Source organism: Pseudomonas sp. QS1027 (assembly GCF_002814235.1).
Classification (GTDB): domain Bacteria; phylum Pseudomonadota; class Gammaproteobacteria; order Pseudomonadales; family Pseudomonadaceae; genus Aquipseudomonas.
On record NZ_PHSU01000011.1, the window covers coordinates 155,507 to 176,191 of the forward strand.

Below are 20,685 nucleotides of genomic sequence, written 5' to 3' on the forward strand. Positions count from 1 at the left end.
TCGGGACGCCGCACCGCCGCGAAGGCGATGGTCCAAACGCCCTTACATCGGCGGTTTAACGCCATCCTTACCCGCTGAAATCCCCGCCGCCGTCAGCTTGCCATCCGCGCCCTGCTGGGCAAACAGCACCACCTTCACCCCCGGCTTGAGCAGGCTGCGATCGCCTGGCACCAGGTTGACCACAGGCACGCCCTCCGGCACCACGATCTTCTTCTCCCCGCCTTTGTAGCTCAGGGTCAGAGTCCGCCCGTTGGCGACCTTCAACTCACCCACGCGGCCATTGGTCATGGTACTGCCCTGCGCCAGATCGAAAGGACGGTGACCGTCCCCGGTACCGGCCATCTCCGGTGGGAATACATGAACTTCCATCGCCGTCAGCGTGCCATCCGGGCCAGGCATCGCCGCCGTGCCGATGTAGCTGCCGGGCTTGATATCAGAGAGAGTCGCGAGGGTCACGCCGCGGACCTGGGTGTCCTTGGTCAGGCCGACAGTGACATCCTCATTGGCGATGGTATGCACCTTGAGCGCATCGCCGTCGAGCCTCGTGATTTCACCGCGCACCGCAACCCGCTGGGCCGGGGCATCAGCGGCCTGGGCAAGACCAACAGACATCAATACCGCCAGACTCATCGCCGAGGCCAACGCACTGCGGCGGGCCAATTTGCCGAAAATCGAATTCATGGGACGTCAGGTTCCTTGGGTGGGGAGATAAACAGTTCTCAATTCAACAGGACTGTTATAGCGCTGATAACGGGATTCGGGGATGAAAATATCGCCTTTGCGGTTTGAGCCTTCTAACGAAGGGTAAGTTTTCAGGCATTGCATTACCCATGCATTTCGTTTATTGCGATTTTCGTTTATTTCGAATAAATTCCCATCATTGATTCTACGCACTCGGAGCCAGCCATGACTCAATCAGCCCTCACCATCAACTTGCCCCTCGAACGCGAGATCCAGCTTGCCATCGAAGGCCAACGCGCCCTGGCGGCCTTTCTGGCCACAAGGTTCGACACGCAGCACATTCAGATTTTCGACGAACGCAACGAAGCCCATAGCGTTGAACTACCCACCACCGCGCTGAGGCTGTTGGTGGAGATCCTGGCGGAGCTTGCCGCTGGTAACGCTGTCCAGGTGGTCCCCGTCCACGCCGAACTGACCACGCAAGAAGCCGCCGACATGCTCAATGTCTCTCGCCCTCACCTGATCAAGCTTCTCGAGTCGGGCGAACTGCCGTTTCACAAAACCGGCAAGCACCGCCGCGTACGGTTTGCCGATCTGATGGCCTATAAAACCCAACGCTCACTGGATAGCGAACAGGCCATGGCCGAACTCGCCGAGCAGGCACAGCAACAGAGGATGGGCTACGAGTGAGATATTCGCCCTTTACTGCTGTATACGACGCCTGTGTGCTGTATCCCGCACCTCCATGCTGATGGATCGTGCAATCCCCGATGGTGAAGTCACGGGGTACGAGGCTTTGATCCAAGGGCTCTCGTTACCTGACGCCGATGACCGCCATGTCTTGGCTGCCGCGATTCGTTGCAACGCGAGTGTGATCGTGACCTTCAACCAGAAAGACTTCCCCGCCAGCACCTTGGCCCCATACGGTGTCGAGGCACAACATCCCGACGAATTTATCGATGATCTCTTCGACCTGGATCCGGCTGCCGTGATTTGCGCCGCCCAGCGTCAACGCCGTCAGCTCAAGACGCCGCCCCTTTGTGTTGACGACTATCTCGATATTCTTTTCCGACAAGGCCTGGTTCAAACGGTAAAGGCACTGCTGGCCTACCGTCCCATGCTTTGATCACAGCACTTCAGGCATCGGCTGATCGATACGCCAATTGACGAGATCTGAAATAACCTCAAAAAAAACGGCGATCTCTAAAGATCGCCGTTCTCACTCACTGACCGAACTGCTTGCCCAGCCCCGGCGGCACGCCATGGATATCGGTGTCTTCCCAGGGCCCGTTGGGACTGATGGAGCGGCTCCAGCCGTTATCCCAGCGGTAATAGGTGCGCTGGCGATAGAATGTGTTGGTCTGGTTGTCGAGGACATAGACGCCCATCTGCCCGTCCCAATGACTGTTACCACCCGGTGGCGGGGCAAATGTCGGCGAGAAGCTCGGACGTGGTTTCCCTGGTGGGATCGGTTTACCCGGCGTGCCCGATGGATAAGGCTGGGTCGTCGGACCGGAAGGCGGGATCGTCGGTTCGCCCGGTGTCGGCGGGCGATGGACCGCACAAGCGCTCAACCCCAGGACCAGCGTTAACAGGGTGAGGCGAGCGATGGCGGTCATGGCGATTCTCTATTGGTCCGGGCTGTCGATGGTCAGGTGCTGTTGCGCGGCGGTGCTGCTGGCCAACGGCTGGCTGCGCCCGATCCACTCGCCCGCCGTCGGTTGGCCGGCGCGGGATACCCGTGCAACCAGTTGGACTTCAGGAAAGTTAGACAGTTTCAATTGCGGCATCATCGCGTCCGCATCACCCAATTCGACGGTGGCCGGCAGGTCGGCGACCGTCAGGCGCTTGGCCGCCAGCGGTGCCGACGGGCCCTGGGTGGCACGGGCGAAGATAAAGACGCTGTCGCCCGGCCGGACCTTGGCTTTCAGTTCCGCCGCCAGATCCACCCGCACTTTCAACAGCGCGCCTTTGACCACCGGCGCTTCGGCGACCTTGCCACCGCTCGCCACCAGCTTCTCACTGGCGCGGTCGATACCGCCCTGCAACGCGGCACGGGAATTGTCGTCCGGCGGCAATTGCGCCAACAGGCGTTTCCAGTAGTCGATGGCCTCCTGATAACGCTGCCCCTCAAACGCCGCGATCCCCAGCAGCCCCAGGCTTGTGACTTCTTTCGGATCGATCTTGAGCGCTTCGTCGGTCAGCGCCTGGACCTGCGGCGACCACTGCTTGCCATCGGCGAAGTACTGCGCCTGGGCCCACTGCCCGAGCAATTCCGGCTGACGCCCGGCCACCTTGACAGTACGCTCGAAGATCTTCGCCGCATCGGCCGCACGGTCCTGGGCCATATAGGCACGCCCGAGGAAATACAGGCCCTCGGCCGAATCCGGCTGAGCCGCCACTGCGCGTTCCAGACGCCGGGTCATCTCTTCCACGGACTGCGGCGCCTGGGCGAATTCACGGGTCAGTTCGACCTTGTCGCTGGCACCAAAATGCAGATACAGCGCCAACCCCAGCACCGGCACCAGCAGCGCCGCCAGCAACGGCAATGGCTTGCCCAACCGCGAGACCCGCGCTGGCGCCACGCCTTCGGTGTCGGCCAGCAACTCACGAGCGGCCTCCGCCCGACCGCTGTCCATCTGCTCGACACTGAGCACGCCTTCAGCCTGCTGCCCCTGCAACTCGGCGACACGCTCTTGGTAGAGCGCGACGTTCAACGCGGTGCGGTCTTCTTCACGCTGCACACGGCGTTCACGCAAAATCGGAATCAACAGGAAACTCAGGGCGATCAGCAACAAGAGACCTGTAGCAAGCCAGAAATCAATCATTCGGTTTTCTTATCCAGCAGGTGGTCGAGGCGCTGGCGCTCCTCGGCAGAAAGCGCGTCCGGGGCGGCAGCGCCCTCGGCACGACGACGGCGAACGATCACCGCGATCACGACAAAACCGCCCAGCAGCAGACCGGCCGGGCCGAACCAGAGCAAGGCGGTCTTGCCACTCAAGGCCGGCTTGTAGCGCACAAAGTCGCCATACCGGTCGACCATGAAGTCGATGATCTGCTGATTGTCCTTGCCCTCGCCGAGCATGCGGAAAATCTCCCGGCGCAGGTCGGCGGCAATCGGCGCGTTGGAATCGGCGATGTCCTGGTTCTGGCACTTGGGGCAGCGCAGCTCCTTGGTCAGGTCGCGAAAACGCTCACGCTCCGCATCATTGGCAAACTCATAGGTGTCGATGGCGGCATGGGCTACACCGACCAGACTCAGGCCCAGGGCGACCGCGGCTAACCAGCGCTTCATGGTCGGGCCTCGTCCACCAGGGACTGATACACCGTCGCCAGCTGTTCACGCCAGACCGTCTCGTCGATCACCCCGACGTGCTTGTAGCGAATCACACCCTTGGCGTCGATAAAGAAGGTCTCCGGCGCGCCGTACACCCCCAGGTCCAGGCCCAGGGTGCCCTGCTCGTCACGGATATTCAGCTGATACGGATTGTGGAATTCCTGCAGCCACTTCAACGCCTCGGCATTGTCATCCTTGTAGTTGATGCCGTAGATCAACACACCCTGCTGGGCCAGTTTGTTCAACACCGGGTGTTCGACCCGGCAGGAAATGCACCAGGTGCCCCAGACGTTCACCAGAGCCGGCTTGCCTTGCAGGTCGGCCACGGTCAGCTTCCTGTCGCCCTGCACGTTGGGCAACGCGAACGCCGGGAACGGCTTGCCGATCATCGCCGACGGCAGCTCGGAGGGATCCAGGTACAAACCGCGATAGAGGAACACCGCCATCACCAGGAACGCCGCCAGCGGTAATACCATCAACCAGCGCTTCATGCCGTCGCTCCACTCATGCCCAGCGCTTCACGCACGCGGCTTTTCACCTTGACCCGATAACGCCGGTCCAGGGCCGCCAGTGCACCGCCGAGCCCGGTCAGCAGACCGCCGAACCAGATCCAGCGCACGAACGGCTTGACGTGTACCCGTACCGCCCAGGCGCCGTTTTCCAGTGGTTCGCCGAGGGCGACGTAGAGGTCACGGGTAAAACCGGCGTCGATCCCGGCTTCGGTCATCATCGATTGCTGCACGGTGTACAAGCGCTTCTCCGGATGCAGCAGCGCCACTTCCTTGCCGTTTTCAATCACCCGGATCGTGCCTTTGTCCGAGGTGAAGTTCGGCCCTTCGACATGCTTGGCACCTTCGAAAATAAAGTGGTAACCGCCCAGTTCCATGGACTCGCCCGGTGCCATGCGCAGGTCGCGCTCGGCGCTTTCCTGGCTCGACAGCACCACGCCCAAGGCGCAGACCGCGATGCCCAGGTGCGCCAACTGCATGCCCCAATAGCTGCGGGTCAGGCTCGGCAAGCCCTTGATCAGGCCTTTGTTGCGTGTCTTGTCGAGGATGTCGCGTACCCCGGCCAGTAGCACCCAGGCCGCCAGTAGGAAAGTCGCCAGCACCGCCCAGTTGAAATCGCCGTAGACCAACCCGGCCACTACCGCCAGGGCAACGCTGCCCAACAGCACCGGGGTCAGCATGCCCAGCAACCATTTCACCGGAGTGTCTTTCCAGCGCACCAGCACACCGACCGCCATCACCACCATCAGCAGGGCCATCAACGGAATGAACAAGGCATTGAAGTACGGCGGGCCGACCGACAGCTTGGCGCCGCTGAGGGCATCGAGCACCAGCGGGTACAAGGTGCCCAGCAGGATCATCGAGGCCGCCACCACCAGCACCAGGTTATTGCCCAGCAGCAGGGTTTCCCGCGACCACAGGTTGAAGCCCACATGGCTTTTCACCACCGGCGCGCGCAGGGCGAACAGGGTCAGCGAACCGCCGACCACGAACAGCAGGAAGATCAGGATGAACACACCTCGCGCCGGGTCGGAGGCGAAGGCATGCACCGAGGTCAGCACGCCGGAACGCACCAGGAAGGTTCCCAGCAGGCTCAGGGAAAATGCCGCAATCGCCAGGAGCACGGTCCAGCTCTTGAACACCCCACGTTTTTCCGTGACCGCCAGGGAGTGGATCAGCGCCGTACCCACCAACCAGGGCATGAACGAGGCGTTTTCCACCGGGTCCCAGAACCACCAGCCACCCCAGCCGAGTTCGTAGTAGGCCCACCAGGAGCCGAGGGTGATACCCACACCCAGGAACGCCCAGGCGACGATGGTCCAAGGCCGCGACCAGCGCGCCCAGGCCGCATCAAGACGCCCGCCAAGCAAGGCGGCGATGGCAAAGGCGAAGGCCACCGAGAAACCGACGTAGCCCATATAGAGCATCGGCGGGTGGACGATCAGGCCGACGTCCTGCAACAACGGGTTGAGGTCGCGACCGTCCGCCGGAATCTGCGGCAGGATCCGCGAGAACGGGTTGGACGTCAGGATCAGGAACAGCAGGAAGCCGGTGCTGATCATGCCCATCACCGCCAGCACCCGGGCCAGCATCACCTGTGGCAGTTGTCGGGAAAAGACCGACACGGCAAAGGTCCAGCCGCCGAGAATCAAGGCCCAGAGCAGCAACGAACCTTCGTGGGCACCCCACACGGCGCTGAACTTGAAGTACCAGGGCAAGGCGCTGTTGGAGTTGTTGGCGACATAACTGACGGAGAAGTCGTCGGTCATGAAGGCGTAGGTCAGGACGCCGAAGGCGAACACCAGGAAGGAAAACTGCCCCCAGGCCGCCGGCCGCGCCAGGCTCATCCACAGGCGGTCACCGCGCCAGGCGCCAAACAGCGGGACGGTGGCCTGCACCAGGGCGAAACACAACGCGAGGATCATGGCCAGATGGCCCAACTCAGGAATCATCGATCAACCCTCCTTGGCTTGTGTCGGGGCGGATTGACCGCTGTCTTTCAACGCCTTGGTGACTTCCGGCGGCATGTACTTCTCATCGTGCTTGGCCAGCACTTCATCGGCCACCACCACGCCATCGGCGTTCAGCTTGCCGAGGGCAACAATGCCCTGTCCTTCGCGGAACAGGTCCGGAAGGATGCCGCGATAGGTAATGGTGACGGACTTGTTGAAATCAGTGACCACGAACTTCACGTCCAGCGAGTCGCCGGAACGTTGCAGCGAGCCCTTCTCCACCATGCCGCCGGCGCGAATCCGCGTGCCATGGGGCGCGTCGCCGTTGGCGATCTGGGTCGGAGTGTAGAACAGGTTGATATTTTCCTGCAGCGCACTCAAGGCCAGGCCCACGGCAGCGCCGACGCCGACCAGGATGGCAAGGATAATGATCAGGCGCTTTTTGCGCAGCGGGTTCACTTGGCATTCTCCCGGCGCAGACGACGCGCCTCTTGTTGCAGGTAACGTCGGCGAGCCAGGATCGGCGTCGCGACGTTCAGGGCCAGCACGGCCAGGCAGATGCCGTAGGCCGACCAGACATACAGGCCGTGATGACCCATGGCGAGAAAATCGCCGAAGGTGGCAAAACTCATCGAGCCACCCCCAACTCGTTCAGGACTTCGGCCTTGACCCAACTGGCCCGGGCCTCGCGCTTGAGCACTTCGAGGCGCATGCGCAGCAGCACCACGGCGCCGAAGAAACAGTAGAAACCCAGTACCGTCAGCAACAGCGGCAGCCACATTTCGGCAGGCATGGCGGGTTTTTCGGTCAGGCTGAAGGTCGAGCCCTGGTGCAGGGTGCTCCACCACTCCACCGAGTACTTGATGATCGGGATATTGATCACCCCGACAATGGCCAGCACCGCGCAGGCCTTGGCGGCGCTGTCACGATTGGTGATGGCGTTGCCCAGGGCGATCAGGCCGAAATAGAGGAACAGCAGAATCAGCATCGACGTCAGGCGTGCATCCCAGACCCACCACGCGCCCCAGGTCGGCTTGCCCCAGATGGCCCCGGTGAGCAGGGCCACGGCGGTCATCCAGGCACCGATAGGCGCGGCGCATTGCAACGCCACATCAGCCAGTTTCATCTTCCACACCAGCCCCACCACACCGCAGACCGCCAGCATCACATAGCAGGACTGGGCCAGCATGGCCGCCGGCACGTGGATGTAGATGATGCGAAAGCTGTTGCCCTGCTGGTAGTCCGGCGGCGCGAAGGCCAGGCCCCAGACCACGCCGGTGCCGATCAACAACACGGCGGCCACACTCAGCCAGGGCAGCAGGCGCCCGCTGATGCCATAGAACCATTTGGGCGAGCCCAGTTTATGAAACCAAGTCCAGTTCATCACGGTACATCCAAGGGTCTTTGCTGGTCATCAACCGACCAGACCTCATTATTCGCCGACGCTGATCTTCAGGCCAGCCGCTATTGCAAAAGGTGTCAGGGTCACCGCCAGGGCGGCCAGGCTACCCAGCCAGAGCAGGTAACCGGTGGCCGGCATGCCCTGCAACGCGGCCTGCAAGGCCCCGCTGCCAAGAATCAGGACCGGGATATACAAAGGCAGGATCAGCAGGGCCAATAACAGGCCTCCACGTTTCAATCCCACCGTCAGGGCCGCCCCCACCGCGCCGAGCAGACTCAACACCGGCGTACCCAAGAGTAGCGATAACAGCAGCACCGGCAAGCAAGCAGTGGGTAATCCGAGCATCAACGCCAGCAAAGGCGCGAGCAGAACCAGGGCCAGGCCGGAAAAAACCCAGTGTGCCAGTACCTTGGCCAGAACCAGAAGGGCCAGGGGGTGCGACGAAAGGACCCACTGTTCCAGGGATCCGTCCTCGAAATCACTGCGGAAAAGCCCGTCCAGCGAGAGCAGGACCGACAACAGGGCCGCCACCCAGACCAGTCCCGGAGACAAGGTTTGCAACATATTTGTCTCGGGACCGACCGCCAACGGGAACAGCGCAATCACAATGGCGAAGAACACCAGGGGATTGGCCAGCTCCGCCGGACGGCGAAACAGCAGGCGCGCTTCACGGGCGAACAACAGGCCGAAGACACTCATGCGGCCCACCGCCCCAGGTCGAGATCACGGTAACCGGCCGGCATCCGGGTCAGCGTGTGATGGGTGGTCAGCACGACCATGCCACCGCGCTCGCAATGGCCGGCCAGGTGTTCTTCGAGCTGGGCGACACCCTGCTTGTCCAGGGCGGTGAAGGGTTCATCGAGAATCCACAGCGGCGGGCTGTCCAGGTACAACCGGGCCAGGGCCACGCGGCGCTGCTGGCCGGCGGACAGGGTATGGCAGGAGACATCCTCGAAACCCCGTAGCCCGACCGCCGCCAGGGCCTGCCAGATCGCCTCGCGACCGGCCGGCTGATGCAGGGCACAGAGCCAACTGAGGTTCTCTTCGGCAGTCAGCAGATCCTTGATTCCGGCGGCATGCCCGATCCACAACAAAGTGCGGGCCAGCTCGCTGCGCTGGGCATTCAGGGGCTGCCCATTAAGCTGCACTTCCCCGGCAGTTGGCTGCATCAGCCCGGCCAGCAGGCGCAACAGGCTGGTCTTGCCACTGCCGTTGGGGCCGCTGATCTGCAAGAGATCGCCGGGACGCAGCTGCAACTCGAGGTGCTCGAAGAGCATCCGCCCGTCCCGTTCACAGGCGAGCGCCAAGGCTTCTAGAAGAGGGCTGGTCAAATAATCGAGGCCTTTTTACAGTTCAAGTCGGCACGGGCGCAGCCGTTAAAGTGAAGCAGAATAAATGCTTTTGCAGCTCGACCTACAGAGCTGTGTCAATTTTTGCGCTATTTTGGACACACTTTCGGAGATGGGCTGCATTATACATGCGATGCCCTACTCCAAAGAGGGCTATTTCGACAGGCTGCGACCCGATGACAGGCGAAATCAACATCCTCCCCCTGCCCCAGTTGATCCCGGCCAACAGCCGTCCGATGCTGCTGGCCAGCGAACTGCTGCAACTGACACCGCCGCTGGAAGGCCTGATCGCCCCCGGACAGAGTGCCGAGGCCGAAGTCCTCTCTCTCAAGCAAACCGACCAGACCTTCCAGATGTTGCTCAAGGTCACCACCGACAGCGGTCGCCAGACCACCGTGCAGGTCAGCAGCAACCTGCCGCTGCCCCAAGGTAGCAGTGTCGCCGTGACCCAACCGACGCCCGGCAACCTGGCGATCACCGTGCAGCAGGCCCTGAGTGCCAGCATCGCCGCCCTGACCCGCCTGGATACCACGCAACTGCCGGTCGGCACCTTGCTGCAAGGCAAGGTCATGACCGCCCAGCTGCTGCCGCAGACACCCGGGCAGCCGGCGGTCTATCGTTCGCTGGTGACCCTGCTCAATACGGCCCTGAGCGGTACCACCCTGACCCTCGACAGCCCGCAGCCGCTGCCTATCGGCAGTCTGTTGAGCGCCCTGGTGCAGGGCGCGCAAAGCCTGAGCCTGGTGCCACTGGCCGCACGCCAGGACCAGCTGGCGGTGGCCCAGCAACTGACCACCCAGCAAGGTCGGCAGGGCTCGCTCGACAACCTGGTCAGCACGCTGCAGAACCTGTCCCAAAACACCGAGTTGCCCGACGACCTGCGCGCAGCCATCAACACCCTGTTGGCGGACCTGCCCGACATCAATCAACTGAGCAACCCCAAGGGCCTGGCCCAGGCCCTGCAAAACAGCGGGCTGTTCCTCGAAGCCAATCTGTTGCAAGGGCAGAACCCGGCGCTGACACCGGACCTCAAGAGCAACCTGCTGCGCCTGATCGCCCAGATCATGCCGCAGTTGCCCGGCAGCCCGAGCTTCGACCCCGGAGCCGCCGCCGCGCTGCTCGCCCGCACGCTCCCGGGCTTTGTCCGCAGCGCCCTGGGGACCCTCGGCCAGGTCGGCGAGCCGACCCAGCCGATCAGTTTTCCGCTACCCGCGCGCCTGCTGCAAAGCCTCGCCGGCGATGGCGACCTGGAAGGCCTCCTGCGCCTGGCCGCGGCAGCGGTTTCACGCCTGCAAAGCCATCAGCTTTCCAGCCTGGAACAGACCGGACGCACGCCCGAGGGCAACCTGCAGACCACCTGGCAGCTGGAAATCCCCATGCGCAACCTGCACGACATCGTGCCCTTGCAGATCAAGATCCAGCATGAGGAAAAGGAGCCACCACCCGAGCAGGAAAAACGCGAAAAACGCGAGCAGAAGGAACAACTGTGGCGAGTGGAGCTGGCCTTCGACCTCGAGCCGCTGGGGCCGCTGCAAGTCCAGGCACAGTTGCTGCGTGGCAGCCTGTCCAGCCAGTTATGGGCCGAACGCCCCTACACCGCCAGCCTGATCGCCAGCCAACTGGGCGACTTGCGCGAGCGCCTGCGCGCCTCGGGCCTGAATGTCAGCGACCTCGATTGCCATCAGGGCAAACCACCCCAGGGCAAGCAAACCCGACTGGACCAACGCTGGGTCGACGAAACCGCATGAAGAACCCCAACACCCCACGCCAGGCCATCGCCCTCAAGTACGACGGCCAACAAGCCCCGACCCTCACCGCCAAGGGCGACGAGGAGCTGGCCGAAGCCATCCTGAAACTGGCCCGCGACTATGAAGTACCGATCTACGAGAATGCCGAGCTGGTGAAACTGCTGGCGCGGATGGAATTGGGCGACAGTATTCCGGAGGAGCTGTACCGGACCATTGCCGAGATCATCGCCTTTGCCTGGAACCTCAAGGGGAAATTTCCGGCGGGCCAGGATCCCAATGCGCCGCCTGTGGAGAAGGATATTACCGAGCGTGGGGAGGATTATTGATCCGCCGTCCTGCAAGCCACCCTCCCATCTCCCTACATTGCCCTACAGCCCCTTAATATAGGGCCTCGTAGCCTGATTCTGATTTTGCTTTCGAGCATTCAACACTACCACCGACAGGTCCACACTCCGTGCTTTCCCCTTGCAGGAGGCACAACGGATGTTCACCTCGGCACCCCGCTTCACCTTCACCCTTTCGGGCCTCGAACAGGGACTGGAAGTCCTGGCGTTCAAAGGGACGGAGGCCATCAGCCAACCCTACCGCTTCGAACTGGAGCTGGTCAGCCGGCAGCCGGACCTCAACCTCGACGAGCTGTTGCATCAACAGGGTTTCCTCGCCTTCAACAGCAGCGGCGCGGGCATTCACGGCCAGGTCCATGGTATCGGCCAGGGCGATACCGGCCAGCGCTGGACGCACTATCAACTCACCCTGGTGCCACAGCTGGCTTATCTGGGCCATCGCTTCAACCAGCGTATTTTCCAGAACCAGAGCGTGCCGCAGATCATCGCCCAGGTACTCAAGGACCACGGCATCCTCGGCAATGCCTTCAGCTTCAATCTCGCCACGCCCTTCCCCCCTCGTGAATACTGCGTGCAATACAACGAGTCCGACCTGGATTTCATCCAGCGGCTGTGTGAAGAGGACGGCCTGCACTATCACTTCCAGCACAGCCCGCAGGGCCATCACCTGGCGTTCGGCGACGACCAGACCTATTTCCGCCAACTGCCCGCCAGCGTGCCGTACCGACCGGACAGCAGGATGGTCGCGCAACGGCCCTGCATCCAGTCCTTCGACCTGCGCCTGGAAACCCGCAGCACTCGGGCGACCCTGCGCGACTACGACTTCGAACAGCCCGGCGCGAGGCTTGAAAACAGTGCCTGCGTGCTGCACTCCCTGCCGCAGCCGGACCTCGAGGATTACCGCTATCCCGGTCGCTACAACCGCGACGAACAGGGCCGGAAGCTCAACCGTCGCCAATTGGAGGCCCATCGAAGTGACCATCGACGGGCCTCGGGCAGGAGCAATGCACCACAGCTGGTCAGTGGACACTTTCTACTCCTGGCCGAACATCCACAGCCGGACTGGAACACGCTCTGGCTGCTGACCGAACTGACCCACGAAGGCAAACAGCCGCAGGTGCTGGAGGAGTGGGTAGAGAATCCGAACCGGGCCAACAGCGATTTCCGTCAGGGCTACCGCAATACCTTTCTCGCCACTCCCTGGGAGGTGTTCTTCCGTCCGCCGCAGCAAGCGCGCAAGTCCCGTCGCCTCAATACCCAGACCGCCATCGTCAGCGGCCCGCCCGGCGAAGAAATCCACTGCGACGAATATGGCCGGGTGAAAGTGAAGTTTCACTGGGACCGCTCGGACGAAATCGGCGCTCAAAGCAGTTGCTGGTTACGGGTAGCCTCCAGTTGGGCCGGTCCCGGTCATGGCGCCGTGACCTTGCCCCGCGTCGGTATGGAAGTACTGGTGACCTTTCTCGAAGGCGATCCCGACCAGCCGCTGATCACCGGCTGCCTGCCCAATCAGCGCCATCCGCCGGCCTACCCGTTGCCGGCGCACAAGACCCGCAGCGTGTTCAAGAGCTGTAGCAGCCCGGGCGGTGGTGGCAGCAATGAGCTGCGTATCGAAGACCGCAAGGGCGAGGAACAGATCTACCTGCATGCCCAGCGCGATTGGCAACAGCACATCGGGCGCAACTTGTCGGTCACGGTCGGCCATGAACGGCATGAGTGCGTGGAAGCCAACAGCTACTGCGAACTCAAGGCCCAGGAGCACCACACCGTTCACCAGGACCGCCGCGTCGAGGTGAAAGGTGATGACAGCCTGTTGGTCGGCGAGAGCCAACAGGTGAAGACCGGACTGGGTTATTTCATCAAGGCCGGACAGGAGATCCACCTGCGGGCCGGGGACAAGGTGGTCATTGAGGCGGGAGAGCAACTCACCCTCAAGGTCGGCGCACATTTCATCAAGCTCGACGCCAACGGCATCACCTTGAACGGGCCCGAGGCGAACGAAGACGCGGGTATCGGCTCGGGGCCGCAGATCAAGGGACCGTTGCTGCCCGGAGCGGTGGAGCAGGCGCTGCTGCCGTTGCGGCTTGAAGCAGCCGCCGCCGATGGAGCGCCGGAGCAACGCCAGAAAGAACTGGCGCTCGATACGGGTTTTTCCGACTGAACCACCGTCGTGCAACAGCCACCCAATCAGGTCGCCGGCCGAATCTCCCCGATCAAGGTCTGCAACGAATACCCCAGGCGCGGCGCCAGTTCATCGGCCCGGCCTTGCAAACCGCGCAGGTCCAATTCCTGGTCCAGGTCCGCCGGCACGATCAGGATGACATTGCCCTCCTTCACCGGCAGCTCCCAGTAGTGCCGGTGATACAGCCCGCGCAGCAACGCAGCGCCCAGGGGTTTGCCGTCATCGGTGGCCCATTGGTTGATCACCAGCCAGCCACCAGGGTTGAGTTTCTTCTGGCAGTTTTCCAGAAAGCTCCAGGCCAGATGGCCGACACCGGGGCCGACATCGGTATACAGGTCGACAAAGATCAGGTCGGCCGACTCCGCGCTCTCCAGCAGTTCCAGCGCATCGCCGACGCGGATATACAGGCGCGGATCGTCATCCAGCCCCAGGTACTCGATGGCCAGGCGCGGCACGTCCGGGCGCAACTCGATGGCCTCGACATCCTCCAGCGGCAGGAACCGCAGGCACGCCTGGGTCAGGGTGCCGGCCCCCAGCCCCAGGAACAGCGCGCTTTCCGGCTCTTCGTGGCACAAGGCACCGATCAGCATGGCACGGGTGTAGTCGTATTCCAGCCAACTCGGGTCGGCGGTGAACACGCAGCTCTGCTCAATGGCATCGCCAAATTCGAGAAAGCGGTAATCGTCCACTTCAAGGACTCGAATCATGCCGAAGGCATCGTGCACTTCGGCGAGCAGACGCTCCACGCGCTCCTCAGCCATTTCATATCCTTGCAAGCGGGAAAAGCGCAATTGTCAGCCAAGCCGACAGAGCAGGTCACGCACTAATTGCTGCTAACATGGGCCTCCCACCGTCAATCCTCGAGTTCATGATGAGCCAACCCTGGAGCCCCGACAGCTGGCGCGCCCTGCCGATCCAGCAACAACCCCAGTACCCGGACGCCGCGCACCTGCTGCGAGTCGAGCAAAGCCTGGCCAGTTACCCGCCACTGGTGTTCGCCGGGGAAGCCCGTGAACTGCGCCGTCAGTTCGCCGAAGTCACCCAGGGCCGTGCCTTCCTGCTCCAGGGCGGCGATTGTGCGGAGAGCTTCGCCGAGTTCTCGGCGGCGAAGATTCGCGACACCTTCAAGGTGCTGCTGCAAATGGCCATTGTCATGACCTTCGCTGCCGGCTGCCCGGTGGTCAAGGTCGGGCGCATGGCCGGACAGTTCGCCAAACCGCGCTCGGCCAACGACGAAACCATCAACGGCGTGACCCTGCCGGCCTACCGTGGCGATATCGTCAATGGCATCGGCTTCGATGAAAAAAGCCGCGTGCCGGACCCGGACCGCCTGTTGCAGTCCTACCATCAGGCCACCGCCACCCTGAACCTGCTGCGCGCCTTCGCCCAGGGCGGTTTTGCCGACCTGCACCAGGTGCACAAGTGGAACCTGGATTTCATCGCCAACTCGGCCCTGGCCGAGAAATACAGCCAACTGGCCGACCGTATCGATGAAACCCTGGCGTTCATGCGGGCCTGCGGCATGGACAGTTCGCCGCAATTGCGCGAAACCAGTTTTTTCACCGCCCACGAGGCGCTGCTGCTGAATTACGAAGAAGCCTTCGTGCGCCGCGACAGCCTGACCAACGATTATTACGACTGCTCGGCCCATATGCTCTGGATCGGCGACCGCACCCGTCAGCTCGATGGTGCCCACGTCGAGTTCCTGCGCGGGGTGAACAACCCGATCGGGGTCAAGGTCGGCCCGAGCATGAACACCGACGACCTGATCCGCCTGATCGATATCCTCAACCCGGACAATGATCCCGGCCGCCTGAACCTGATCGTGCGCATGGGTGCGAACAAGGTCGGCGATCACTTGCCGCAACTGATCCGCGCCGTGGAAAGCGAAGGCAAGAAGGTGCTGTGGAGCTCCGACCCGATGCACGGCAACACCATCAAGGCCAGCAGCGGCTACAAGACCCGGGATTTCGCGCAGATCCTCAGCGAGGTGAAACAGTTCTTCCAGGTGCACCAGGCCGAAGGCAGCTACGCGGGCGGGATTCATATCGAGATGACCGGGCAGAACGTCACCGAGTGCATCGGTGGGGCGCGGCCGATTACCGAGGATGGATTGTCGGATCGTTATCACACCCATTGCGATCCGCGGATGAACGCCGATCAGTCGCTGGAATTGGCGTTTTTGATTGCCGAGACGTTGAAGCAGGTGCGGCGTTAAGGACAGCGGCTTGCCAGTGATGACGGTGCCAGCTTCACCTGCGCCATCGCCAGCAAGCCGGCTCCTACAAGGTTCCGAGCACGACGATAGATTGTGGTGAAACTCCAACCTGTAGGAGCCGGCTTGCTGGCGATGGCGATGCAAGCCGCACCACCATCATCACTGAACAAGCGCTCCCTACAAAAGCAAACCCCGCAACCGCTGCGCACTGACCCGCTGACAGTTGAGCTGAATATCCGCCAACCCCAGCCAATCGGCCAACTGCCGCAAGTTGAAGGCCAATGCCGCCATCCCCGCCTCATCCAGCCCCTGCTCTTCCTCATGCACCGCATGTACGGCCAACCGCCCGAGCGCCCGCTCCGCACGCAGGTCGACCCGCGCGGCAATCCGTTCGTTGTGCAAAAACGGCAACACGTAATAGCCATACACCCGCTTGTGCTGCGGTGTGTAGATCTCCAGCCGATAACGGAAATCGAACAACCGCTCGGTGCGGCTGCGCTCCCAGATCAACGAGTCGAACGGCGACAACAGCGCACTGGCCTCGACTCGGCGTGGGACCTTGATATCCGGCAGGCAGTACACCGGCTGGCGCCAGCCCTGCACCTCACCCACCTGCAATTCACCGGCCTCGACCAACTCCGCCAGGCGTGCACGGCTATCGCCCGGGTCCAGGCGAAAGTAGTCACGCAGGTCCTTTTCCGTCGCCACCCCAAGAGCCGCCGCAGCCTGGCGTAACAAGCCACGCTGGGCCTCGGCCTCGTCAATCAGCGGCTGTCCAAGTACCGCCGACGGAATCACCCGCTCCGGCAGATCATAGAGCCGTTCAAAGCCCCGGCGCCCGGCCACCGTCACTTCACCAGCAGCGAACAGCCATTCCAGCGCATGCTTCTCGGCACTCCAATCCCACCAGGGCCCGGCTTTTTCCTCACGACTCGACAGGCTGCCCGCGCCCAACGCGCCGCGCTCCTCCACCAAAGCCAGTACCCGGCGAATAGTTGCCTGCTCATCGCGACCGAAACGCGCCATCTGCTGGTAGATCCCTTCGCCACGGGACGCCCGCTGCATGCGCCAGCGCATCAGTGGATACAGCGACATCGGCAGCAACGACGCTTCATGCCCCCAATACTCGAACAAGGTGCGTCGTCGCCCCTGGCTCCAGGCGGCCTGGTCGAGCAAGTCAGGGGAATAGTTGCCCAATCGCGAGAACAGCGGCAGATAGTGCGAACGCACCAACGCGTTGACCGAATCGATCTGCACGACACCCAGGCGTTCGATCAGCCGGTTGACCTGCACCGGCTTGATCGCCGCCGAGGCCCTACGCCCCTGGAAACCCTGGGCCGCGAGCGCCAGGCGGCGGGCTTGCTTCAATGAAAACGACAGGTCTGCGGGCATGCACGCCTCCTTGTGAACCCGCAAACTACCGCAGTCCGCCCCTGCTTGTGTAGCGCCATCAACGGCCCTTGCCCATTGGATCGTTCCAGAAGTGCTGGTGGGTCTCCTGCTCGACATCGGCGCGACTGAGGCCCATGTCCTTGAGCGCGTCGTCATTCAATGCCGCCAGCACCTGACGCTCGCGTGACACTTCGTGCCAACGAACAATCCGCTGCCACCAGGCCCGCAGCGACAACACCGAATACGCGCCACCATCAACCAACAGATAACCTTTTTGACCTTTCATCATCCTGCCCTCCAGTTGGGGATGACTAAAGTCTGTACCTGGCGCTAAGATCAATCCAACGAATGTTTCTTATGCAATACATCTCGGAGATTGATGAGTTGTCCAACTACCCGAGCATCGACACCGACGTCCTGCGCACCTTTGTCGCGATTGCCGATCAAGGCGGCTTTACCAAGGCCGGCGAGTTGGTCAACCGCACGCAATCGGCGGTCAGCATGCAGATGAAGCGCCTGGAAGAGGATGTGCTCAAGCGCCAGTTGTTCGAGCGCGACGGGCGCCAGGTGCGACTGACCGCCGAAGGCCAGGTACTGCTCGGGTATGCCCGGCGCATCCTGAAACTGCACAGCGAAGTGTTCAACACCCTGCGCGAGCCTCACATGGTCGGCATGGTGCGGATCGGTGTACCGGACGACTACGTGATGCGCTTCCTGCCGGGCATCCTTTCGCACTTCGCGCAGTTCTATCCGCTGGTCAAGATCGAAGTGAACTGCGAATCCTCCACGCAACTGCTGCAACGCCACGACCTCGACCTGACCATCGTCACCCGCAAACCGGGCAATGAACTCGGCCAGCTGCTGCGCCAGGAACGGCTGGTCTGGGCCGAAGCCCAATGTTCCGCCAATCACGAACAAACGCCCTTGCCACTGGCAATGGACGGTATCGATTGCTTCTGTACCCAATGGGCCTGCAATGCCCTGGACGCCCGTGGCCGGGACTATCGGCTGGCCTACAACTGCCCGAGCCTGTCGACGATCATGGCGGTGGTCAACGCCGGCCTGGCCATGACCGCCCAGCTGGAAAGCCTGATTCCCCAGGACTGGCGGATTCTGGGCGAAGCCGAAGACTTGCCCCAACTGCCCCTGCTCAACATCATGCTGGTGCGCAATCTGAGCAAACCCTCGCCAATCACCGAATGCCTGGCCGAGCACATTGTCGAAGGTTTCAAACTTTAAGCGTGAGCAATCCTGCACAAATCATCAGGAAGCCACAGAACAGGACGCGCAAAAGCTTTTCCGGCAAGGCGTGGGCCACTTTCACGCCCCAACTGATGCTCAGCAAGCCACCCACGGCCATTGGAATGCCCATGCTCCAGTCGACCTCATGGTGCGCCGCATAGGTAATCAGCGTGACGCTGGTGCTGGGCAGCGCCAGGGCCAGCGACAAGCCTTGGGCGACCACCTGTGAAGTGCCGAAAACGCTGGTCAGGAACGGCGTCGCCACCACCGCCCCGCCCACGCCGAACAGGCCGCCCATGGTTCCCGAAGCAGCGCCCAGCACTCCCAGCCACGGCCAGGGATAACGCATCTGCGCATAAACCAGCGCCGGCGCCATGAACACCCGCACCAGGGTGTAGAGCGACAAGGCCAGCAGAAAGCCGACAAAACCCAGGCGCATGCTCCGCGCATCCAGCCCCACCGCCCACAGGGCGCCGACCCAGGCAAAACAGAAACTCATCAGCACCAGCGGCAAGGCGTGGCGCAACTCGATGCGATTGCGCTGGTTGTAGCGATACAACGCCAGCACCACATTGGGCACCACCATCACCAGGGCCGTGCCCTGGGCCAACTGCTGGTCGAGGCCGAACAGGATGCCCAGCACCGGAATGGCAATCAGACCGCCACCAATGCCGAACACACCACCCACCGCTCCCATCACGACGCCCAACACCAGGTACTCAATCAACTCGATCACAGCCGTCTCCCCACTCAATGACCCCCATGCTACGCAGTCCGCTCTAGCGCGGAAACGCACAGCAACGCACAATGGCTATGCCAATCTCGCACAAGCAAATATCGATGAATCCCAAGACGCTGACCGATCAACTCGGCCTGTTTCTGGATGTCCTGGAAACCGGCAGCTTTTCCGCCGCCTCCCGCCTCCACCCGCTGACCCCGTCCGCCGTGGCGCGGCGGATCGACAGCCTGGAAAGTTCGGTCGGCAGCCGCCTGTTCATTCGCAGCACCCATGCGGTCCGGGCCACGCCCGCCGGTCTGGCGTTCGCCGAACGGGCCCGGCGGATCGTCGCCGAACTGCGCCTGGCCCGCGCCGAGGCCGTGTCCCTGAGCAACGCTCCCGAGGGGCTGATCCGGGTTGACGCGCCAGCGGCTTTCGGTCGCCGACATCTGGCACCGGCGATTGCCGACTTCCTCACCGGTTACCCGGGCCTGGATGTGCAACTGCACCTGATCGACAGCTTCGTCGACATGCAGGGCTCCAACCTGGGCAAGGTCGACCTGGTGCTGCGCGCCGGGCAAATGGCCGATACCCGGCTGGTGGCCACGCCCCTGGCGAGCATCGTACGGATTGCTTGTGCCAGCCCCGCCTACCTGAAAAGTCGCGGCACCCCGCTTCATCCGAGGGAGTTGAGCGAACATGACGGCCTGGACTGGGACGCGCTGGCCCCGTTCATGGCCTGGCGCTTCGTCCAGGACGGGCAGATGCAGCTGTACCGCCCAGCGCGCGTGCGCATGACCTCGAACAACGCCGAGGCGCTGCTGTCCGGGGCGCTGGCAGGCCTGGGCATCGCCCATTTGCCAACCTGGCTGGTCAGCGAATACCTGTTGCGCGGCGAACTGCTGCCGCTGTTCTGCGAAAACGGCCTGCCGGCGCCAGAGAGCTCCGGGGTCTACGCCCTGCGCCTGGAACAACCGGCCAACTCCCGCAGCCGCTTGCTGCTGGAGTTCCTCAAGAGCCGCTTCAGCCCCGTACCGCCTTGGGACCTGGCCCTGCAAAGCGGTCTGGGACGACACTAGGCTCGGAAAATTCTCTGGCGCATTAAAGATTCGACCGCTAGATTCATCGAACGTAACGCACAAGGCTTTAGTGATGACCAGCAACCGCGACAACTGTGACGACCTGCTCCTGGACAACCAGGTGTGCTTTGCCCTGCACTCCACCTCGTTGTTGATGACCAAGGTCTACAAACCCCTGCTCCAGGCCCTCAACCTCACCTACCCGCAATACCTGGCGATGATGGTGCTCTGGGAAAAGGACGGCCTGACCGTGGGCGAGATCAGCACGCGCCTGCTGACCGATCCGGGCTCCCTGACGCCCCTGCTCAAGCGCCTGGAAAGCGAGGGGCTGCTGAGCCGGACCCGGAGCAAGGAGGACGAACGCGTGGTCATCGTCGAGTTGACTGAACAAGGCCGGGCCTTGCGCGATCAGGCGCGTGGCATCCCGCAATGCATTCTCGCCGCCAGCGGCGACTCCCTGGAACGCCTGCGCGCCCTCCAGGCCGAGTTGGTGGCCTTGCGCGGGCACCTGCAAGAGAGCCTCTGACCCATC

General features: G+C 62.6%; 23 protein-coding genes and 1 pseudogene. 9 read left to right on the forward strand and 15 right to left on the reverse strand.

The window, feature by feature from the left end:
* Window positions 1-42 precede the first annotated feature (42 nt).
* Window positions 43-681, reverse strand: coding sequence for a DUF5666 domain-containing protein (locus tag CWE01_RS11475; RefSeq protein WP_177145192.1), 639 nt, complete (start codon window positions 679-681; stop codon window positions 43-45).
* Between the two features lie 225 nt (window positions 682-906).
* Between CWE01_RS11475 and CWE01_RS11480 the strand changes: the two genes are divergently transcribed.
* A complete protein-coding gene (locus CWE01_RS11480; RefSeq protein ID WP_100940645.1) occupies window positions 907-1,371 on the forward strand; it encodes a helix-turn-helix domain-containing protein in 465 nt (154 codons plus the stop codon).
* Window positions 1,368-1,807 (forward strand): annotated as a pseudogene (locus tag CWE01_RS11485) (PIN domain-containing protein). Before CWE01_RS11480 ends, CWE01_RS11485 begins: the two are co-directional and overlap by 4 nt.
* Before the next feature lie 97 nt (window positions 1,808-1,904).
* Here CWE01_RS11485 and CWE01_RS11490 read toward each other — a convergent pair.
* The 10 genes from CWE01_RS11490 to ccmA are packed head-to-tail and all read right to left on the reverse strand — an operon-like array spanning window position 1,905 to window position 9,158.
* Window positions 1,905-2,300, reverse strand: a complete 396-nt coding sequence (locus CWE01_RS11490) for a hypothetical protein (protein ID WP_100940646.1) — start codon at window positions 2,298-2,300, stop codon at window positions 1,905-1,907.
* A 9-nt stretch (window positions 2,301-2,309) separates the two neighbouring features.
* Entirely contained in the window at window positions 2,310-3,509 is a 1,200-nt protein-coding gene (gene ccmI, locus CWE01_RS11495; RefSeq protein WP_100940647.1) for a c-type cytochrome biogenesis protein CcmI, read from the reverse strand.
* A complete protein-coding gene (locus CWE01_RS11500; protein WP_100940648.1) occupies window positions 3,506-3,976 on the reverse strand; it encodes a cytochrome c-type biogenesis protein in 471 nt (156 codons plus the stop codon). Before CWE01_RS11500 ends, ccmI begins: the two co-directional genes overlap by 4 nt.
* The gene (locus CWE01_RS11505) at window positions 3,973-4,509 is read right to left on the reverse strand and encodes a DsbE family thiol:disulfide interchange protein (RefSeq protein WP_100940649.1); all 537 of its coding nucleotides are present in this window, start codon (window positions 4,507-4,509) and stop codon (window positions 3,973-3,975) included. Before CWE01_RS11505 ends, CWE01_RS11500 begins: the two co-directional genes overlap by 4 nt.
* A complete protein-coding gene (locus CWE01_RS11510; protein WP_100940650.1) occupies window positions 4,506-6,479 on the reverse strand; it encodes a heme lyase CcmF/NrfE family subunit in 1,974 nt (657 codons plus the stop codon). Before CWE01_RS11510 ends, CWE01_RS11505 begins: the two co-directional genes overlap by 4 nt.
* Before the next feature lie 3 nt (window positions 6,480-6,482).
* Complete coding sequence (gene ccmE, locus CWE01_RS11515) at window positions 6,483-6,938, reverse strand: cytochrome c maturation protein CcmE (RefSeq protein WP_100940651.1); 456 nt, start codon at window positions 6,936-6,938, stop codon at window positions 6,483-6,485.
* Window positions 6,935-7,111 (reverse strand): heme exporter protein CcmD, encoded by a 177-nt coding sequence (ccmD, locus tag CWE01_RS11520; protein ID WP_100940652.1) that lies wholly within the window; start codon window positions 7,109-7,111, stop codon window positions 6,935-6,937. Before ccmD ends, ccmE begins: the two co-directional genes overlap by 4 nt.
* Window positions 7,108-7,866 (reverse strand): heme ABC transporter permease, encoded by a 759-nt coding sequence (locus CWE01_RS11525; RefSeq protein ID WP_177145196.1) that lies wholly within the window; start codon window positions 7,864-7,866, stop codon window positions 7,108-7,110. Before CWE01_RS11525 ends, ccmD begins: the two co-directional genes overlap by 4 nt.
* Window positions 7,867-7,911: 45 nt before the next feature.
* The gene (gene ccmB / locus CWE01_RS11530; RefSeq protein WP_100940965.1) at window positions 7,912-8,580 is read right to left on the reverse strand and encodes a heme exporter protein CcmB; all 669 of its coding nucleotides are present in this window, start codon (window positions 8,578-8,580) and stop codon (window positions 7,912-7,914) included.
* Entirely contained in the window at window positions 8,577-9,158 is a 582-nt protein-coding gene (gene ccmA, locus CWE01_RS11535) for a cytochrome c biogenesis heme-transporting ATPase CcmA (protein WP_256346907.1), read from the reverse strand. Before ccmA ends, ccmB begins: the two co-directional genes overlap by 4 nt.
* 248 nt (window positions 9,159-9,406) lie before the next feature.
* Between ccmA and CWE01_RS11540 the strand changes: the two genes are divergently transcribed.
* The 3 genes from CWE01_RS11540 (at window position 9,407) to tssI (ending at window position 13,483) form a co-directional block, all read left to right on the forward strand.
* Complete coding sequence (locus CWE01_RS11540; RefSeq protein WP_100940655.1) at window positions 9,407-10,978, forward strand: flagellar hook-length control protein FliK; 1,572 nt, start codon at window positions 9,407-9,409, stop codon at window positions 10,976-10,978.
* Entirely contained in the window at window positions 10,975-11,304 is a 330-nt protein-coding gene (locus tag CWE01_RS11545; protein WP_100940656.1) for an EscU/YscU/HrcU family type III secretion system export apparatus switch protein, read from the forward strand. The genes CWE01_RS11540 and CWE01_RS11545 overlap by 4 nt, the downstream gene beginning before the upstream one ends.
* Window positions 11,305-11,461: 157 nt before the next feature.
* Complete coding sequence (gene tssI / locus CWE01_RS11550) at window positions 11,462-13,483, forward strand: type VI secretion system tip protein TssI/VgrG (protein ID WP_100940657.1); 2,022 nt, start codon at window positions 11,462-11,464, stop codon at window positions 13,481-13,483.
* Between the two features lie 26 nt (window positions 13,484-13,509).
* Here the strand turns inward: tssI and CWE01_RS11555 are convergent, their stop codons facing one another.
* Window positions 13,510-14,265, reverse strand: coding sequence for a spermidine synthase (locus CWE01_RS11555; protein WP_100940658.1), 756 nt, complete (start codon window positions 14,263-14,265; stop codon window positions 13,510-13,512).
* Window positions 14,266-14,375: 110 nt separating this feature from the next.
* Here CWE01_RS11555 and CWE01_RS11560 point away from each other — a divergent pair, with 110 nt between their 5' ends.
* Window positions 14,376-15,722 carry a class II 3-deoxy-7-phosphoheptulonate synthase gene (locus CWE01_RS11560; protein ID WP_100940659.1) on the forward strand — a complete coding sequence of 449 codons (1,347 nt, stop codon included), beginning with the start codon at window positions 14,376-14,378 and terminating at the stop codon, window positions 15,720-15,722.
* A 177-nt stretch (window positions 15,723-15,899) separates the two neighbouring features.
* Here CWE01_RS11560 and CWE01_RS11565 read toward each other — a convergent pair whose 3' ends face one another.
* Together CWE01_RS11565 and CWE01_RS11570 are read right to left on the reverse strand one after the other, a co-directional pair.
* Entirely contained in the window at window positions 15,900-17,114 is a 1,215-nt protein-coding gene (locus CWE01_RS11565; RefSeq protein WP_100940660.1) for a winged helix-turn-helix domain-containing protein, read from the reverse strand.
* Window positions 17,115-17,172: 58 nt separating this feature from the next.
* Complete coding sequence (locus CWE01_RS11570; RefSeq protein WP_100940966.1) at window positions 17,173-17,400, reverse strand: DUF1127 domain-containing protein; 228 nt, start codon at window positions 17,398-17,400, stop codon at window positions 17,173-17,175.
* A gap of 98 nt (window positions 17,401-17,498) precedes the next feature.
* On the opposite strand from CWE01_RS11570, the gene CWE01_RS11575 reads away from it, so the two are divergent.
* Window positions 17,499-18,353, forward strand: a complete 855-nt coding sequence (locus CWE01_RS11575; protein WP_177145222.1) for a LysR family transcriptional regulator — start codon at window positions 17,499-17,501, stop codon at window positions 18,351-18,353.
* Here the strand turns inward: CWE01_RS11575 and CWE01_RS11580 are convergent.
* Complete coding sequence (locus CWE01_RS11580) at window positions 18,343-19,053, reverse strand: sulfite exporter TauE/SafE family protein (RefSeq protein WP_256346911.1); 711 nt, start codon at window positions 19,051-19,053, stop codon at window positions 18,343-18,345. The genes CWE01_RS11575 and CWE01_RS11580 overlap by 11 nt on opposite strands.
* Window positions 19,054-19,196: 143 nt before the next feature.
* Between CWE01_RS11580 and CWE01_RS11585 the strand changes: the two genes are divergently transcribed.
* Window positions 19,197-20,153, forward strand: coding sequence for a LysR family transcriptional regulator (locus CWE01_RS11585; protein ID WP_100940663.1), 957 nt, complete (start codon window positions 19,197-19,199; stop codon window positions 20,151-20,153).
* A gap of 73 nt (window positions 20,154-20,226) precedes the next feature.
* Window positions 20,227-20,679 carry a MarR family winged helix-turn-helix transcriptional regulator gene (locus tag CWE01_RS11590; RefSeq protein WP_100940664.1) on the forward strand — a complete coding sequence of 151 codons (453 nt, stop codon included), beginning with the start codon at window positions 20,227-20,229 and terminating at the stop codon, window positions 20,677-20,679.
* Window positions 20,680-20,685: the final 6 nt, after the last annotated feature.

Coding starts and splice junctions, on each gene's coding strand:
- CWE01_RS11475 (WP_177145192.1), bottom strand. CDS start 681: ATGAATTCGATTTTCGGCAAATTGGCCCGCCGCAGTGCGTTGGCCTCG.
- CWE01_RS11480 (WP_100940645.1), top strand. CDS start 907: ATGACTCAATCAGCCCTCACCATCAACTTGCCCCTCGAACGCGAGATC.
- CWE01_RS11490 (WP_100940646.1), bottom strand. CDS start 2,300: ATGACCGCCATCGCTCGCCTCACCCTGTTAACGCTGGTCCTGGGGTTG.
- ccmI (WP_100940647.1), bottom strand. CDS start 3,509: ATGATTGATTTCTGGCTTGCTACAGGTCTCTTGTTGCTGATCGCCCTG.
- CWE01_RS11500 (WP_100940648.1), bottom strand. CDS start 3,976: ATGAAGCGCTGGTTAGCCGCGGTCGCCCTGGGCCTGAGTCTGGTCGGT.
- CWE01_RS11505 (WP_100940649.1), bottom strand. CDS start 4,509: ATGAAGCGCTGGTTGATGGTATTACCGCTGGCGGCGTTCCTGGTGATG.
- CWE01_RS11510 (WP_100940650.1), bottom strand. CDS start 6,479: ATGATTCCTGAGTTGGGCCATCTGGCCATGATCCTCGCGTTGTGTTTC.
- ccmD (WP_100940652.1), bottom strand. CDS start 7,111: ATGAGTTTTGCCACCTTCGGCGATTTTCTCGCCATGGGTCATCACGGC.
- ccmB (WP_100940965.1), bottom strand. CDS start 8,580: ATGAGTGTCTTCGGCCTGTTGTTCGCCCGTGAAGCGCGCCTGCTGTTT.
- ccmA (WP_256346907.1), bottom strand. CDS start 9,158: ATGCTCTTCGAGCACCTCGAGTTGCAGCTGCGTCCCGGCGATCTCTTG.
- CWE01_RS11540 (WP_100940655.1), top strand. CDS start 9,407: ATGACAGGCGAAATCAACATCCTCCCCCTGCCCCAGTTGATCCCGGCC.
- CWE01_RS11545 (WP_100940656.1), top strand. CDS start 10,975: ATGAAGAACCCCAACACCCCACGCCAGGCCATCGCCCTCAAGTACGAC.
- tssI (WP_100940657.1), top strand. CDS start 11,462: ATGTTCACCTCGGCACCCCGCTTCACCTTCACCCTTTCGGGCCTCGAA.
- CWE01_RS11555 (WP_100940658.1), bottom strand. CDS start 14,265: ATGGCTGAGGAGCGCGTGGAGCGTCTGCTCGCCGAAGTGCACGATGCC.
- CWE01_RS11560 (WP_100940659.1), top strand. CDS start 14,376: ATGAGCCAACCCTGGAGCCCCGACAGCTGGCGCGCCCTGCCGATCCAG.
- CWE01_RS11565 (WP_100940660.1), bottom strand. CDS start 17,114: ATGCCCGCAGACCTGTCGTTTTCATTGAAGCAAGCCCGCCGCCTGGCG.
- CWE01_RS11570 (WP_100940966.1), bottom strand. CDS start 17,400: ATGAAAGGTCAAAAAGGTTATCTGTTGGTTGATGGTGGCGCGTATTCG.
- CWE01_RS11580 (WP_256346911.1), bottom strand. CDS start 19,053: ATGGGAGCGGTGGGTGGTGTGTTCGGCATTGGTGGCGGTCTGATTGCC.
- CWE01_RS11585 (WP_100940663.1), top strand. CDS start 19,197: ATGAATCCCAAGACGCTGACCGATCAACTCGGCCTGTTTCTGGATGTC.
- CWE01_RS11590 (WP_100940664.1), top strand. CDS start 20,227: ATGACCAGCAACCGCGACAACTGTGACGACCTGCTCCTGGACAACCAG.